General features: G+C 51.3%; 24 protein-coding genes. All 24 read right to left on the bottom strand.

Annotated elements, in window-relative coordinates; translation table 11 throughout:
* Positions 1-35: 35 nt before the first annotated feature.
* The 24 genes from secY to fusA all read right to left on the bottom strand — a co-directional run bounded on the left by secY (position 36) and on the right by fusA (position 15,199).
* Entirely contained in the window at positions 36-1,409 is a 1,374-nt protein-coding gene (gene secY, locus ABJM21_RS04360) for a preprotein translocase subunit SecY (RefSeq protein ID WP_348300095.1), read from the bottom strand.
* 180 nt (positions 1,410-1,589) lie between these two features.
* The gene (gene rplO / locus ABJM21_RS04355; RefSeq protein WP_348300096.1) at positions 1,590-2,144 is read right to left on the bottom strand and encodes a 50S ribosomal protein L15; all 555 of its coding nucleotides are present in this window, start codon (positions 2,142-2,144) and stop codon (positions 1,590-1,592) included.
* A 45-nt stretch (positions 2,145-2,189) separates the two neighbouring features.
* On the bottom strand, positions 2,190-2,369 hold the full coding sequence (gene rpmD, locus ABJM21_RS04350) for a 50S ribosomal protein L30 (RefSeq protein ID WP_109356556.1): 180 nt from the start codon (positions 2,367-2,369) through the stop codon (positions 2,190-2,192).
* Positions 2,370-2,375: 6 nt separating this feature from the next.
* Positions 2,376-3,119: a 30S ribosomal protein S5 gene (gene rpsE / locus ABJM21_RS04345; protein ID WP_348300097.1), complete on the bottom strand. Its 744-nt coding sequence runs from the start codon at positions 3,117-3,119 to the stop codon at positions 2,376-2,378.
* A 2-nt stretch (positions 3,120-3,121) separates the two neighbouring features.
* A complete protein-coding gene (rplR, locus tag ABJM21_RS04340) occupies positions 3,122-3,475 on the bottom strand; it encodes a 50S ribosomal protein L18 (RefSeq protein ID WP_348300098.1) in 354 nt (117 codons plus the stop codon).
* A 3-nt stretch (positions 3,476-3,478) separates the two neighbouring features.
* Entirely contained in the window at positions 3,479-4,012 is a 534-nt protein-coding gene (gene rplF / locus ABJM21_RS04335; RefSeq protein ID WP_348300099.1) for a 50S ribosomal protein L6, read from the bottom strand.
* Positions 4,012-4,407: a 30S ribosomal protein S8 gene (rpsH, locus tag ABJM21_RS04330; protein ID WP_108810505.1), complete on the bottom strand. Its 396-nt coding sequence runs from the start codon at positions 4,405-4,407 to the stop codon at positions 4,012-4,014. Before rpsH ends, rplF begins: the two co-directional genes overlap by 1 nt.
* A gap of 12 nt (positions 4,408-4,419) precedes the next feature.
* The gene (gene rpsN, locus ABJM21_RS04325; RefSeq protein ID WP_108810506.1) at positions 4,420-4,725 is read right to left on the bottom strand and encodes a 30S ribosomal protein S14; all 306 of its coding nucleotides are present in this window, start codon (positions 4,723-4,725) and stop codon (positions 4,420-4,422) included.
* Positions 4,726-4,793: 68 nt separating this feature from the next.
* On the bottom strand, positions 4,794-5,372 hold the full coding sequence (rplE, locus tag ABJM21_RS04320; RefSeq protein WP_348300100.1) for a 50S ribosomal protein L5: 579 nt from the start codon (positions 5,370-5,372) through the stop codon (positions 4,794-4,796).
* Positions 5,365-5,685, bottom strand: a complete 321-nt coding sequence (rplX, locus tag ABJM21_RS04315) for a 50S ribosomal protein L24 (protein ID WP_207987485.1) — start codon at positions 5,683-5,685, stop codon at positions 5,365-5,367. The genes rplE and rplX overlap by 8 nt, the downstream gene beginning before the upstream one ends.
* A gap of 2 nt (positions 5,686-5,687) precedes the next feature.
* Positions 5,688-6,056 (bottom strand): 50S ribosomal protein L14, encoded by a 369-nt coding sequence (gene rplN / locus ABJM21_RS04310; protein ID WP_207987484.1) that lies wholly within the window; start codon positions 6,054-6,056, stop codon positions 5,688-5,690.
* Positions 6,057-6,117: 61 nt separating this feature from the next.
* Entirely contained in the window at positions 6,118-6,429 is a 312-nt protein-coding gene (gene rpsQ / locus ABJM21_RS04305; RefSeq protein ID WP_348300101.1) for a 30S ribosomal protein S17, read from the bottom strand.
* A 9-nt stretch (positions 6,430-6,438) separates the two neighbouring features.
* The gene (gene rpmC / locus ABJM21_RS04300) at positions 6,439-6,651 is read right to left on the bottom strand and encodes a 50S ribosomal protein L29 (RefSeq protein WP_108810511.1); all 213 of its coding nucleotides are present in this window, start codon (positions 6,649-6,651) and stop codon (positions 6,439-6,441) included.
* Between the two features lie 4 nt (positions 6,652-6,655).
* On the bottom strand, positions 6,656-7,087 hold the full coding sequence (rplP, locus tag ABJM21_RS04295) for a 50S ribosomal protein L16 (protein WP_348300102.1): 432 nt from the start codon (positions 7,085-7,087) through the stop codon (positions 6,656-6,658).
* A gap of 23 nt (positions 7,088-7,110) precedes the next feature.
* A complete protein-coding gene (gene rpsC, locus ABJM21_RS04290; RefSeq protein ID WP_207987481.1) occupies positions 7,111-7,806 on the bottom strand; it encodes a 30S ribosomal protein S3 in 696 nt (231 codons plus the stop codon).
* A gap of 3 nt (positions 7,807-7,809) precedes the next feature.
* Positions 7,810-8,193 carry a 50S ribosomal protein L22 gene (gene rplV / locus ABJM21_RS04285; RefSeq protein WP_348300103.1) on the bottom strand — a complete coding sequence of 128 codons (384 nt, stop codon included), beginning with the start codon at positions 8,191-8,193 and terminating at the stop codon, positions 7,810-7,812.
* The gene (rpsS, locus tag ABJM21_RS04280) at positions 8,193-8,468 is read right to left on the bottom strand and encodes a 30S ribosomal protein S19 (RefSeq protein WP_348300104.1); all 276 of its coding nucleotides are present in this window, start codon (positions 8,466-8,468) and stop codon (positions 8,193-8,195) included. The genes rplV and rpsS overlap by 1 nt, the downstream gene beginning before the upstream one ends.
* Positions 8,469-8,470: 2 nt before the next feature.
* The gene (gene rplB, locus ABJM21_RS04275; protein ID WP_348300105.1) at positions 8,471-9,307 is read right to left on the bottom strand and encodes a 50S ribosomal protein L2; all 837 of its coding nucleotides are present in this window, start codon (positions 9,305-9,307) and stop codon (positions 8,471-8,473) included.
* A gap of 5 nt (positions 9,308-9,312) precedes the next feature.
* Complete coding sequence (locus ABJM21_RS04270) at positions 9,313-9,621, bottom strand: 50S ribosomal protein L23 (RefSeq protein ID WP_348300106.1); 309 nt, start codon at positions 9,619-9,621, stop codon at positions 9,313-9,315.
* The gene (gene rplD / locus ABJM21_RS04265) at positions 9,614-10,240 is read right to left on the bottom strand and encodes a 50S ribosomal protein L4 (protein ID WP_348300107.1); all 627 of its coding nucleotides are present in this window, start codon (positions 10,238-10,240) and stop codon (positions 9,614-9,616) included. The genes ABJM21_RS04270 and rplD overlap by 8 nt, the downstream gene beginning before the upstream one ends.
* A gap of 3 nt (positions 10,241-10,243) precedes the next feature.
* Complete coding sequence (gene rplC / locus ABJM21_RS04260; RefSeq protein WP_348300109.1) at positions 10,244-11,098, bottom strand: 50S ribosomal protein L3; 855 nt, start codon at positions 11,096-11,098, stop codon at positions 10,244-10,246.
* A 225-nt stretch (positions 11,099-11,323) separates the two neighbouring features.
* Positions 11,324-11,635, bottom strand: coding sequence for a 30S ribosomal protein S10 (rpsJ, locus tag ABJM21_RS04255; RefSeq protein ID WP_108810519.1), 312 nt, complete (start codon positions 11,633-11,635; stop codon positions 11,324-11,326).
* Between the two features lie 126 nt (positions 11,636-11,761).
* Complete coding sequence (tuf, locus tag ABJM21_RS04250) at positions 11,762-12,952, bottom strand: elongation factor Tu (protein WP_348300108.1); 1,191 nt, start codon at positions 12,950-12,952, stop codon at positions 11,762-11,764.
* 153 nt (positions 12,953-13,105) lie between these two features.
* Complete coding sequence (gene fusA, locus ABJM21_RS04245; protein ID WP_348302645.1) at positions 13,106-15,199, bottom strand: elongation factor G; 2,094 nt, start codon at positions 15,197-15,199, stop codon at positions 13,106-13,108.
* Between the last annotated feature and the right edge of the window lie 57 nt (positions 15,200-15,256).

Below are 15,256 nucleotides of genomic sequence, written 5' to 3'. Positions count from 1 at the left end.
TGTCCCCTATAACCTGTAAATCCGGTGGAATATTTTTAGCGTTTGCGACGGCCGCCTTTGAGTTTCGCCTTCTTGAGCAGATCACCATATTGCAAGGCCAGCAAATGGCTTTGAATCTGGGTCACCGTATCGACGGTCACATTGACGATAATCAGCAAGCTGGTTCCACCCAGGAAGAAGAGCGGCAAATTGGTCTGCGCCATAATATATTCCGGCAAAACACAGACAAAAGCCAGATAGGCAGCACCAACAACCGTGATACGCGTCAGCACATAATCGAGATAATCGGAGGTATTTTTACCGGGCCGGATGCCAGGAACGAAACCACCATTTTTCTTGAGATTGTCGGCTGTTTCTTCCGGGTTAAAAACAACCGCTGTGTAGAAGAAACAGAAGAAGATAATACCGGCAGCGTAGAGAGCCATATAAAGTGGCTGACCATGTGCCAAATATTGGTTCAGCGCGATGATGAAGTCACCACCCGTGCTTTCGCCTGCAGCTGTATTGCCTGCAAACTGACTAACCGTCAGCGGCATCAGCAGCAACGAGGAAGCGAAAATCGGCGGGATCACACCGGCTGTATTCACCTTAAGCGGCAAATGGCTGCGGTCGGCCTGCATCACACCATTTTGCGACGCGCGTTTGGGATATTGGATAAGCACCCGCCTTTGGGCTCGTTCCATGAAGCTGATGAATAATACCAGGCCGACAACCATCGCGATCAAACCAATGATCGTTAGAGCGCCGATCGAACCAGTGCGGCTACCTTCCATCAGGTTACCGACAAAGGTGGGCATTTGCGCCACGATACCGGCCATGATGATCAGCGAGATACCGTTGCCGATACCGCGGCTGGTAATCTGTTCACCCAGCCACATCAGGAATAATGTACCGCCAACAAGACTGATAACCGCACCGATACGGAAGCCCATACCGGGGTTAACCACCGCTTGCAGGCCGGATTGCGAAGCAAAGCTTTCTAGCCCAACGGCAATGAAATAGCCCTGGATCGCGGTCAGTCCGACCGTACCATAGCGCGTATATTGATTGAGTTTCTTACGACCAGCTTCACCGTCTTTCTTGATCGCAGCCAATGTCGGCGACAAAGCCGCAGCCAACTGGACAACAATCGATGCGGTAATATACGGCATAACGCCAAGCGCGATCAGGCTCATCCGCTCCAGCGAACCACCGGAAAATGTGTTGAAAATGTCGAGAACACCGCCCCGCGTCTGATCATAAAGATCCGCGAGCACCACGGGATCAACGCCCGGAAGTGGTACAAAACTCAACAGGCGGAAAACCACCAAAGCGCCCAGCGTAAACCATATACGCTTACGAAGTTCGGTTGCTTCTCCGAATTTTGCCAGGCTCAAATTTGCTGCGACCTGATCGGCTTTTGATGCCATTTTAGTAGTTCCTTGCCCGCCGTTCATGAAAGCGTTTCGCCTTCAAATCAATGCATCGATCCCATATCGGATGTTGCCGCCTGAAAAACAAGGCTCTTGCGCATTAAGCTACCGATACGGTTAAAAAAGAAAGGCCCCGTCTAGGCTCTAAAGCTTAGCGGGGCCGTTGATTGGTTGAAATCAATCTTTCTTTTTGGCTCTGTTCGCCGCTTTTTTCTCTTTAGCAGGCTTGGAAGCGACTGCTTTTTTCTCGTTTTTAGGACGGTGCACTGCAGCGCCCGCAAGAATTTCGACTTTACCGCCAGCTTTTTCGACCGCTTCGATGGCAGCTTTAGAAGCACCAGCAACAGCAATTGTGATTTTCGCTTTGATTTCGCCTTTAGCGAGCAAACGAACACCGTCTTTGCCACCACGGGTCAAACCGGCTGCATTCAAAGCAGCCTGATCCAGCGTGCCTTTATTGGCTAGCTTTTTGGCATCAATGAATTTCTGGATCATGCCCAGGTTAACTTCAGCATAGTCGGTGCCGAACGGGTTGTTGAAACCACGCTTTGGAATCCGCATGTGAAGGGGCATCTGGCCGCCTTCAAAACCGTTGATGGAAACACCGGAGCGAGACTTCTGGCCTTTTTGACCACGTCCAGCGGTTTTGCCTTTGCCGGAACCAATGCCGCGGCCAACACGGGTACGCAATTTGCGCGCGCCGTCATTATCTTTAAGTTCGTTTAATTTCATGTCGTGTACTCGCTTTCGCTTTTATTCGCACGGTTGTTTCAGGTTTTACCCTTCAACAACCTCTACAAGATGGTGCACCTTACGGATCATGCCGCGCACTTCCGGTGTGTCTTCCAATTCGGAAACACGGTGCATTTTATTCAGGCCCAGTCCGATCAACGTTTTGCGCTGTTCTTCGGGGCGACGGATTGGCGAACCAATCTGCTTGATTTTCACTTTAGCCATTATGCCTTACTCCGTAACTGCTGCAGCAGCGGCCTCAGCCTCTGCTTCAGAAGCGCCGCCACGACCAAGCAGATCGGCAACTTTCTTGCCGCGCCGCTGGGATACAGCCTTGGGGCTGGTCTGTTCACCAAGCGCCACGAAGGTCGCCCGGATCATGTTATAAGGGTTGGATGTTCCGTTAGACTTGGTCACCACATCGGCAACACCAAGGCTTTCGAAAACCGCACGCATAGGACCACCAGCGATGATACCGGTACCTGGAGGCGCCGAACGCAAGGTCACATTGCCTGCACCAAACTGGCCTTTGCCATCATGGTGAAGAGTGCGGCCTTCGCGCAGCGGAACACGAACCATTTTCTTTTTCGCAGCAGCTGTCGCTTTGGTAATGGCTTCAGGCACTTCACGTGCTTTACCTTTACCAAAACCGGCGCGGCCTTTACCGTCGCCAACCACAACCAGAGCTGCAAAACCAAAGCGCTTACCGCCTTTTACGGTTTTCGAAACACGGTTGATGTGAACCAGTTTCTCGATCAGTTCTTCGCCCTGATCCTGATCCCGTCCACCGCGACCACGGCCACGACCGCGTCCGCCATCACGACCACCGCCGCGATTGTCACGTCCGCCGCGATTTCCGCCGCGTCCCTGACGTTCATTGGGACGTTCCGTTTTTTTCTCTTCAGCAGCAGGAGCGGCTTCAGCTGGTGCTGCAGCGGCTGGTGTGCCTTCTGATTTTTTTTCTTCTTCGGCCATGCTTAAAACTCCAATCCGCCTTCACGTGCAGCGTCGGCCAAAGCCTTCACACGTCCGTGATACAGGAAACCGCCACGGTCAAAAATTACTTCCTTGATGCCAGCTTTTTTCGCTGCTGCTGCAACGCGCTTACCAACATCGGCTGCCGCTGCACTGTCAGCACCGGTTTTCACCTTGGACGCTTTGTCGATTGTAGAAGCAGCGGCAACAGTCTTGCCTTCTGCATCATCAATAACTTGCGCATAGATGTGACGACCTGTGCGATGCACAGACAAACGAGGTTTTGTGAGCCCGCGCTTCCGCAATTTGGTGCGAACGCGTTGCTGACGCCGTTTGAATAGAGAAATATTAGCCATGGCTTATTTCTTCTTCCCTTCTTTGCGGAAAACATATTCGCCGCGATATTTAATGCCCTTGCCTTTATAAGGCTCCGGTTTACGCCAGCGCCGAATTTCTGCGGCGACCTGACCAACCTGTTGCTTATCGATACCGGTAATTTCGACCGTAGTCTGATCCGGTGTCTTGATGGTGATGCCTTCTGGAATGTCGAAATTCACATCATGGCTGAAACCGAGCTGCAGGTTCAGGACTTTGCCTTTGACTGCCGCACGGTAACCAACGCCAGTGATTTCAAGCACTTTGGTATAGCCTTCGGTAACACCGTCGACGAGGTTCTGAACCAGCGTCCGCTGCATGCCCCAATAGGCGCGTGCGCGGGTGGTTTTATTTGCCGGAGTCACCAACAAACCGCCATCGCTCAGTTCATAGCTGAGATCGTCAACCATCGGGGTCGAAAGCTCGCCCTTTGGTCCTTTGACCTTTACCAGACCGTCATCCAGAGAGGCGGTGACGCCATCAGGAATGCTTACTGCTTTTTTGCCGATACGAGACATTAGAACACCTCTGCGAGTACTTCGCCGCCGACATTCTGGCTGCGCGCTTCTGCGTCAGACAAAACACCTTTAGGCGTCGAAACGATTGTGATGCCAAGGCCATTACGTACGGTCGGCAGTTCACTTGAACCGCTGTAAATACGGCGACCAGGCTTTGAAACGCGGGCCACGTGGCGGATAGCCGGCTCACCTTCAAAATATTTCAGTTCAATACGAAGACCGGGGTGCTTGTTGACCTCTTCTTCGCTGTAGCCACGAATATAACCTTCGCGCTGGAGAACTTCGAGAACAGCACCGCGCAATTTGGAAGCAGGTGAAACCACACTGTCTTTACGCGCTTGCTGTCCGTTACGGATACGGGTGAGCATGTCACCCAAGGGATCGGTAAAAGCCATATTATCTTCCCTTTACCAGCTAGATTTCGTTACGCCGGGGATAAGACCTTTATTGGCCATATCACGCAGCTCGATGCGGCAGAGACGGAACTTGCGGTAATAGCCGCGTGGACGCCCTGTTGTTTCGCAGCGGTTACGCACGCGGGTTGGATTACCGTTGCGCGGAATTTCCGCCATTTTAAGACGCGCCATCAAACGCTCGGTCTCATCAAGAGACTGATCGTTGGCCATCGCCTTCAACTTCGCATAACGACCGGCATATTTCTTCACCAGCTTCTTGCGACGTTCGTTTTTATTAATGGAACTCAGTTTCGCCATGACTTAAGTTCTCTTCCTTTCTTGCGTGTTTCCGAAAACCGGAAACTTAAAAAATTATCTCTCGCGGATTATGCCGCTGCTTGCTCTTCTTCTTCCTGCGGGAACGGGAAACCGAATAGTTTCAGAAGCTCGCGAGCTTCGTCATTCGTTTTCGCGCTTGTCGTCACGATAATGTCCATGCCGCGCACCACGTCGATGTCGTCATAGGCAATCTCAGGAAAAATAATCTGCTCTTTAACGCCCATGGCGAAGTTGCCACGACCATCAAAACTCTTCGGGTTCAGTCCGCGAAAGTCACGAATACGAGGCATAGCCACCGTGATCAGACGATCGAGAAATTCGTACATACGCTCACGGCGCAATGTTACTTTACAACCGATCGGCATGCCTTCGCGCAGCTTGAACGTCGCGATGGACGTTTTCGCTTTGGTAATGACAGGCTTCTGACCAGCGATCAGTTCCATTTCTTTCGCAGCGATAGTCGTTTTCTTCTTGTCCTGACTACCTTCGCCAACACCCATGTTGATCACGATCTTTTCGATACGTGGTACTTCCATGGGATTGGAATAGTTGAACTTTTCCTGCATCGCTTTGACGATTTCACCGTCATATTTTGTGCGCATGCGCGGCAAAACTTTATCAGCCATCGACTTTCTCCCCGGATTTCACAGCCACACGGACCATTTTACCGTCTTTCTCTTCAAAGCGAACGCGCGTTGGTTTGCCATCTTTTGGATCGGCCAAAGCAACTTTGCTGATGTGCATCGGTGCTTCGCGGCGTTCCAGACCACCTTGCGGGTTAGCCTGTGTTGGTTTGCGGTGACGCACAGCAACATTGGCACCAGCGACGATCAACTTACCGTCTTTTGGCATTACCTTGGTCACTTCACCGGATTTGCCTTTGTCCTTGCCGGACAGAACAACAACGGTGTCGCCTTTTTTAATCTTTGCATTGGCCATGATTATAGTACCTCCGGCGCAAGGCTGATGATTTTCATGTGCTTCTTGGCGCGCAGTTCGCGAACCACTGGGCCAAAGATACGAGTGCCGATTGGCTCCTTCGCATTGTTGACCAAAACAGCAGCATTGGTGTCGAAGCGGATAACCGAACCGTCTTTACGGCGGATATCTTTACGAGTGCGTACGATAACGGCCCGGTGAACATCACCTTTTTTGACCTTACCGCGCGGCGCAGCTTCTTTGATCGACACAACAATAATGTCGCCAACGCCAGCAAACCGGCGCTTGGAACCGCCCAGCACCTTGATACACTGCACGCGTTTGGCTCCGCTATTATCAGCGACCTCCAAGTTCGATTGCATCTGGATCATTGATCCAATTCCTTCTTCATTCCGCCCCAAATAAACGGAGCACAGTTAAACTTCGCTAGCTTCAGCTTTCGGCTTTTACTTCGCCTTCGTCTTCAGCGGTAATTTCAGCAACCTTTGGTGTTGCAGGAGCGGCAGCAGCGCCAACCCGGTCCAACACTTTCCAAGTTTTAAGCTTGGAAATCGGTTTGGTTTCTTCAATGCGCACGGTTTCGCCAGTGCTCATCTCGTTTTTTTCGTCATGCGCGTGGTACTTTTTAGACCGCCGCATAATTTTTCCGTAAAGCGGGTGCTTCACTTTGCGTTCGACATTCACGACAATAGTCTTGTCGCCTTTGTCTGACACTACGGTGCCGGTGAGAATACGTTTTGGCATATCGGTTCCTTACGCCTTTTCTGCGACGGCGGCTTTAGCGCGCTCATTCTGCAGGGTTTTAATCTTCGCAATCGTGCGGCGTACTTCACGCATCCGACTGGGCTTTTCGAGCTGGTTGGTCGCAGCCTGAAAACGCAGGTTAAATGCCTCACGCTTCAGTTCGCCCAGATCGCTTTCAAGCTGATCGTCGGTTTTGGTCCGCAAATCTTCTGTCTTGCTCATGTCCTTAACCTTCCAAATGTGACGTGTCGCCAAGGCGAGCCACAACTTTTGTCTTGATAGGAAGCTTCATCGCTGCACGCTCGAAAGCAACCGCAGCAACCGGTCCAGGAACGCCATCCAGTTCAAACATGATCCGGCCTGGTTTTACCCGGCAAGCCCAATATTCAACCGAACCCTTACCTTTACCCTGACGAACTTCAGCAGGTTTCTTCGAAACCGGCACGTCTGGAAAGATACGGATCCACAAACGACCTTGCCGTTTCATGTGACGTGTGATCGCACGGCGAGCCGCCTCGATCTGACGCGCGGTAATCCGCTCTGGTTCCATGGCTTTCAGCCCATAAGAACCAAAGTTCAGCGTCGTGCCGCCTGGTGCTTTTCCTTTAATCCGGCCCTTATGAGCCTTCCGGAATTTTGTTTTCTTTGGTTGCAGCATGATGCTCTACCTATTCCCTAAAATCAGCGTGAGGGGCGGACGCCGGAAGTTTGCGCTTCCACCATCAACCGATCCTGAGCCATCGGGTCGTGACCCAATATCTCGCCTTTGAAAATCCAGACCTTGATACCGATAATGCCGTAAGCCGTCAGAGCTTCATATTCAGCATAGTCGATATTGGCGCGCAGCGTATGGAGCGGCACGCGGCCTTCACGGTACCATTCAACGCGGGCAATTTCTGCTCCACCCAAACGGCCACCACAAACAATTTTAATACCCTCAGCACCCAGACGCAGAGCGGACTGAACAGCGCGCTTCATCGCCCGGCGGAAAGCAACACGGCGGATCAACTGATCACCAATGCCCTGTGCCACCAACTGCGCGTCAACTTCTGGCTTACGAATTTCAACAATGTTCAAAGACACATCGCTGGAAGACATTTCGCTTAGCTTGCGACGCAGCTTTTCAATATCCGCGCCCTTCTTACCGATGATAACACCAGGACGAGCAGCATAGATAGAAACGCGGCAGGTTTTGGCCGGACGCTCAATCACAACCTTGGAAATCGCAGCCTGTGGCACGGTGTCCAGGATATATTTGCGCATCTTGATGTCTTCCATCAAGAGATCGCCATAATTGGAACCTTCCGCATACCAGCGGCTATCCCAAGTCCGGTTAATCTGCAGGCGAAGCCCGATAGGATTACTCTTTTGACCCATGGTTTACGCCTCTTCTTCTTCATGTTCGCGAACGACGATGCGCACGCGGCTGAAAGGTTTCAGGATTTGCGCGGAACGGCCACGAGCACGCGCTTTGAAACGCTTCATGGTCAGGCCCTTGCCAACACTGGCTTCCTGAACGATCAATGCGTCAACATCCAGATTGTGGTTGTTTTCAGCATTGGCGATAGCGGAAGCGAGAACTTTGCTCACATCCTTGGCCATGCTCTTTTTAGAGAAGGACAGGATATTCAAAGCGTCTTCTGCTTTCTTGCCACGGATCAGCTGTGCAACAAGGTTCAGCTTTTGAGCAGATCCACGAATGGAATTGCCAACAGCCAAAGCTTCATTGTCGCCAACGCGGCGGGGTGATGATGCCTTACCCATTATTTCTTGCCTTTTTTGTCAGCGCCATGGCCGTAATAGTTACGCGTAGGAGCGAACTCGCCAAGCTTGTGGCCAACCATGTCTTCATTCACAGAAACCGGAATGAATTTCTGGCCGTTATAAACGCTGAAAGTCAAACCAACAAAATCAGGAAGAACGGTGGAACGACGCGACCAAGTCTTGATCGGCGAACGCTTGCTCTCTTCTTGAGCTGTCTGCGCTTTTTTCAGCAGGTGGAGGTCAACAAATGGACCTTTTTTGATGGAACGAGCCATGCTTACCTCTTCTTCTTAGCGTGACGCGACCGGATGATCATCTTGTCGGTCGTTTTATTCTTACGAGTACGAGCGCCCTTGGTTGGCTTGCCCCATGGTGTCACTGGATGACGACCACCGGAGGTCCGCCCTTCACCACCACCATGCGGGTGATCAACAGGGTTTTTCGCAACACCACGTGTCAAAGGACGACGGCCCTTCCAACGGGTGCGGCCAGCTTTACCGAAATTCTGGTTCGAGTTGTCGGGGTTTGAAACCGCGCCAACCGTACCCATGCAATCGCTGCGGATATAACGCTGCTCACCTGAGTTCAGGCGAACAATAACCATTCCGCGATCACGGCCAACAATCTGGACATATGTACCAGCAGAGCGAGCAATCTGACCGCCCTTGCCTGGCTTCATTTCCACATTGTGGATGATCGTACCGATTGGCATTTGCGACAATTTCATCGCGTTACCAGGTTTCACGTCAACTTTTTCACCAGCGATGACAGTGTCACCAATGGCCAGACGCTGCGGTGCCAAGATATAGCTCAGCTCACCATCGTCATATTTGATCAAAGCGATGAAAGCGGTCCGGTTAGGATCATATTCAATCCGCTCGACGGTCGCCGAAACATCGAACTTGCGGCGCTTGAAGTCCACCAGACGATATTTTTGCTTATGACCGCCAGCGATACCGCGTGACGTCACATGACCTTTATTGTTACGACCGCCAGTTTTGCGCTTGCCTTCAACAAGCTTCTTGACGGGCTTGCCCTTCCAAAGGCCGCTCTTGTCGACCAGGATAAGACCGCGCCGTGCGGGACTTGTCGGTTTATAGGATTTTAATGCCATTGCCCTTAAACTCCCGTGGTGATGTCGATCGTCTGGCCTTCAGCCAGCGTGACAACAGCCTTTTTAACGTCATTGCGAGTGTAGGGACGACCCTTCCACTTCTTGGTCTTGCCCTTTTGCACCATCGTGTTCACGCCTTTGACTTTAACGTCAAACAACGCCTCGATAGCGGCTTTGATCTGCGGCTTGGTTGCGGTGTTCGCAACTTTGAAAACCACAGCGTTATTTTCGCTGAGCAAGGTTGATTTCTCGGTGATGTGCGGGCCGACAATTACGTCATAATGACGAATGTCTACTGCTTCTTTTTTAGCCATTGAAGCGTGCCTCCAGCTTTTCAACCGCAGCGCGTGTCAGCACCAGGGTCTCATGGTTCAAAATGTCATAAACATTGGCACCAGCAGCGGACATCACATTGACGCGTGGAATGTTGTTAGATGCTTTAGAGAAAGCATCATTCACATCATCACCATCCATGATCAGCGCTGATTTACCAAAACCGAGCTTCGAAATATTGGCCAGAAGAGCCTGTGTTTTGGCTTCTTTCATTTCAATATTTTCAAGCACGATCAAATTGTCGTTCTTTGCTTTGTCGGACAGCGCCATTTTCAGACCCAGTGCACGAACTTTCTTGTTCAGCGATGGGTTGAAGTCACGCTTGCGCGCACCGTGGGCTTTACCACCACCGATGAAGATAGGAGCGCGGCGATCACCATGACGAGCAGTACCACCGCCCTTTTGGTTACCGAACTTCTTACCGGTGCGGGCAATGTCACTACGCTCACGCGTTGGACGAGCCGTGCCGCGTGCTTTTTCACGCTGCCAGTTGACGACGCGGTGCAGAATGTCTGCGCGCGCTTCAAGACCGAATACGTCATCGTTCAAATCGATGTCGCCTTTGGCTTTAGCGTCGAGGGTTTTCACTTTCAATTTCATGGCTTAGCCCTCCTTCCCTGCATCATCTTTAACATCAGCCGGGGCATCAGATTTCTCTTCAGCCGGTTTTTCTGCTGCAGCCGCTGCGATTTCAGCATCGCTTGGACCAACTGGACGTTCGATCGCTGCATCCGCTTCGATCATGCCTGCTGGCGCATCTTCGGTTGCCGTCTCATCCGCGTTACGGCGCATAGCACCCGGGAATGGAACGCCTTCAGGAAGAGCCACTTTCACGGCATCTTTAACAAGCAACCAACCACCTTTGGAACCAGGAACACTACCGCGTACAAAGATCAAACCGCGAGCGGCGTCTGTACGGACGATTTCCAGATTTTGCTGCGTGCGGTTTTTCGCACCCATGTGACCAGCCATCTTCTTACCTTTGAAGACTTTACCAGGATCTTGGTTTTGACCGGTAGAACCATGGGCACGGTGAGAGATAGAAACACCGTGGGTTGCGCGCATACCGCCGAAACCCCAACGCTTCATAGCGCCGGCAAAGCCCTTACCTTGTGTCACACCTTGAATATCAACCATCTGACCCGCAATGAAGTGGTCGGCCGTTATCCGAGCACCAACGGGGAGCAAACCTTCTTCGCTCTCAACCCGAAACTCGGCAACACGTGCCTTTGGCTCGACTTCTGCTTTTGCAAAAGCTTCACGTTGTGGTTTGTTTACATTTTTCGCTTTACGGGCACCTGCACCAAGCTGAACAGCAAAATAGCCATCCGGATCCTGTTTGCGGGCTCCAACAACCTGACATTCTTCCAAGGAAAGAACGGTTACCGGCACATGCCGACCATCTTCCTGAAACAAGCGGGTCATCCCCATTTTTTTCGCGATCACGCCAGTACGCACGATCATTTCTCCTTACAGAGGCCCACGTGCGGAATTGCCAGCGGGCGTGCCTAAAAATACTCAGCCCAAATTTTTCGAATATCGCCCCGTCCGGGCTAAACCGTTTAACTGATCCGAAGACCAATCAAACTAGACGGGGGACACATGACCCAGCAAATATGCTGGCGGTTTCCCATGTCACCGCTCCTAACTAGCCTTAACTAGAGGGCAGCGTCGTCACTCACATTAAGCGAGCTTAATCTCTACATTCACACCAGCAGCAAGGTCGAGCTTCATCAAAGCATCAACGGTTTGCGGCGTAGGCTGCACGATATCGAGCAGCCTTTTGTAAGTCCGGACCTCAAATTGCTCACGTGACTTTTTGTCAACGTGCGGGCCGCGGTTTACGGTGAATTTTTCGATGCGCGTCGGCATTGGGATCGGTCCACGGATAAGCGCGCCAGTGCGGCGAGCGGTGTCAGCGATATCGCCGGTTGCCTGATCGAGAACCCGATGATCGAATGCTTTCAAGCGTATGCGAATATTCTGCGTTTCCATAAGAACCTATACCAATGTCAAAGAGCCAAAAATAAACCGCCCCGATTTTCTCTCTATAAAAAGAAGCAGGAGCGGCGAAAAACTGGCCGCCCGAATCAGTGACCCGGGCGGCGATGCAGTCCTATATTACTTTGTTACGTTGCTGACAACCCCAGAACCGACGGTGCGACCACCTTCGCGAATAGCGAAGCGAAGACCGGAGTCCATTGCGATTGGAGCAATCAACTTCACGTTAATTGTCACGTTGTCACCAGGCATAACCATTTCCGTACCTTCTGGCAGGATGACTTCGCCGGTTACGTCCGTTGTACGGAAGTAGAATTGTGGGCGATAGTTAGCGAAGAATGGCGTATGACGGCCGCCTTCGTCTTTCGACAACACATAAACTTCTGCACTGAATTCGGTGTGAGGAGTGATTGAACCAGGCTTACAAAGAACCTGACCACGCTCAACTTCTTCACGAGCAACGCCGCGGATCAATGCGCCGATGTTATCGCCAGCTTCACCGCTGTCGAGCAACTTACGGAACATTTCAACACCGGTAACCGTCGTTTTCGAAGTATCTTTGATACCAACGATTTCAACTTCGTCACCAACATTCACAATACCGGTTTCAACACGGCCGGTAACAACCGTACCACGACCGGAAATTGAGAACACGTCCTCGATTGGCATCAAGAAGTCTTGATCAACTGGACGCTCTGGCTGAGGAATAGCTTCATCAACAGCTTTCATGAGTTCCATGATTTTTTCTTTGCCGATATTGTCGTCACGGCCTTCAAGTGCTGCAAGAGCAGAACCGGAAACGATTGGGATATCGTCGCCTGGGAAGTCGTAAGAAGAAAGCAGTTCACGGATTTCCATTTCGACGAGCTCAAGAAGCTCTTCGTCATCAACCTGGTCAACTTTGTTCATGAAAACAACAAGAGCAGGAACACCAACCTGACGAGCAAGCAAGATGTGCTCACGAGTCTGTGGCATTGGACCGTCAGCTGCGTTCACAACCAAGATAGCACCATCCATCTGAGCAGCACCGGTAATCATGTTTTTCACATAATCGGCGTGGCCTGGGCAATCAACGTGCGCATAGTGACGCGCGTCGGTTTCATATTCAACATGTGCCGTTGAAATGGTGATGCCGCGCTCACGCTCTTCAGGCGCCTTATCGATGTTCGCGAAGTCTACGGCTTCACCACCAGATGATTCAGCAAGCACTTTCGTGATCGCTGCAGTCAATGTGGTTTTACCGTGGTCGACGTGACCGATGGTGCCGATATTGCAATGCGGCTTATTGCGTTCAAACTTTGCTTTTGCCATTTTATATTACCTCTAATTTCTATCGTCTTGATAGTCTGTGCCGCGCTTTGGCGAGACTATCCAAATCTGTCAACACCCTTTTAACCTCTAGGCTTTTTTCTTTAGCCAGAACCAAAAGGTAAGCGCGGTTACTCGTAAAAAGAGAAGCGGCGATTAAGCCATCTTCTCCTTCAATTCTTCTGCGACATTGTTCGGCACCTGCTCATAGTGAGAAAACTGCATCGAATATTGTGCACGGCCCTGTGTGAAAGAGCGCAGCTCGTTCACATAACCAAACATATTAGCCAGCGGCACCATGGCGTCCACAGCCTGAGCGATACCGCGTGTGTCGGTACCCTGGATCTGACCACGGCGAGAGTTAAGATCGCCGATAACGTCACCAAGATAATCTTCCGGCGTAATCACTTCGACTTTCATGATCGGCTCAAGCAGCTTGATGCCAGACTTCTGGGCCGCTTCACGCATCGCAGCGCGTGCCGCAATTTCAAAAGCCAGTGCCGAGGAGTCAACGTCATGATAGGCGCCGTCATAAACACGGATGTTAAAGTCGATGATCGGGAAGCCGATCAAACTACCGGTTTCGGCTGTTTCACGCATACCTTTTTCAACAGACGGGATATATTCCTTCGGAATGTTACCGCCCTTGATTTCGTCTTCAAAGGTAATGCCTGCACCGCGCTCACCGGGTGTGACTTCGAATTTGATACGCGCGAACTGACCAGAACCACCGGACTGTTTCTTATGCGTGTAATCGGTATCAACAGCCTTGCCGAGTGACTCGCGATAGGCAACCTGCGGTGCACCAACATTGGCTTCCACTTTAAACTCACGCTTCATACGGTCGACGAGAATGTCGAGGTGAAGCTCGCCCATGCCTTTAATGATCGTCTGACCGGATTCATGGTCAGTCGTCACACGGAAGGACGGATCTTCCGCAGCCAAGCGGTTAAGCGCAACGCCCATTTTCTCTTGGTCAGCCTTGGTTTTTGGTTCAACCGAAAGCTCGATCACCGGATCCGGGAATTCCATCCGTTCCAAGATGATTGGATTTTCAGCATCACAAAGCGTGTCACCAGTTGTTGTCGTCTTCATGCCAGCCAGAGCAATAATGTCGCCAGCATAGGCATCATCAATGTCTTTCCGGTCATTGGAGTGCATCTCAAGGATACGACCGACTTTTTCTTTCTTGTCTTTGACGGAGTTCAGCACGGTGCCTTTTTCCAGCTTACCGGAATAGATACGTGCAAAGGTCAACGTACCCACGAATGGATCGTTCATGACTTTAAAAGCAAGCGCCGAAAATGGCTCGTCATCGCTGGATGGGCGTGTATCTTCGGTTTCGCCGTCAAGCTTGACGCCTTTAATAGCGTCAACGTCGAGCGGGCTTGGCATGTAATCAACAACCGCGTCGAGCAGTGGCTGAACACCTTTGTTTTTAAAAGCCGAACCACAAAGCACAGGAACGAAGCTCTGGTTCAACGTACCTTTACGGATGAGCGCTTTCAAAGTCGCTGCATCAGGCTCATTGCCTTCCAGATATTGTTCCATCACGTCATCATCTTGCTCAACAGCAAGTTCGATGAGCTTCTCACGATATTCAGCAGCTTCGTCGGCCATATCTTCCGGAATTTCACCATAAGAATATTCAGCACCAAGATCTTCGTTCTTCCACGTGATCGAGCGCTGATTGACGAGATCAACCAAGCCAACGAGGCTCGCTTCGATACCGATAGGAAGATAAAGCACAGCAGGGGTCGCGCCCAAACGCTCTACAATCGAATCCACACAGAATTTGAAGTTAGCGCCGGTCCGGTCGAGCTTGTTGATGAAGCACATCCGCGGCACTTTATACTTATCAGCCTGACGCCAAACGGTTTCAGACTGCGGCTCAACGCCGGCAACGCCGTCGAAACAAGCAACCGCGCCATCGAGCACACGCAATGAACGCTCAACTTCAATGGTGAAGTCAACGTGACCCGGTGTATCAATAATGTTGATCCGGTGCTCAGGACCCTTGCGGTCTTCTGCATTCCAGAAACAGGTGGTCGCAGCAGAGGTAATGGTAATACCACGCTCTTGCTCTTGCTCCATCCAGTCCATCGTCGCCGCGCCATCATGCACTTCGCCAATCTTATAGGACTTACCCGTGTAATACAGGATACGTTCTGTAGTGGTTGTTTTACCAGCATCAATATGGGCCATAATGCCAATATTGCGATATCGTTCGAGCGGATGGCTGCGTGCCATAGTCTTTACTCCAGAATTAAGGGGCCCAATTAGCGCCGCCCATATAGTGAAAGGGGC

The organism is Parasphingorhabdus sp. (genome assembly GCF_039977335.1).
Taxonomy (GTDB): Bacteria; Pseudomonadota; Alphaproteobacteria; order Sphingomonadales; family Sphingomonadaceae; genus Parasphingorhabdus.
This window is presented reverse-complemented; position numbering and strand designations above follow the sequence as displayed.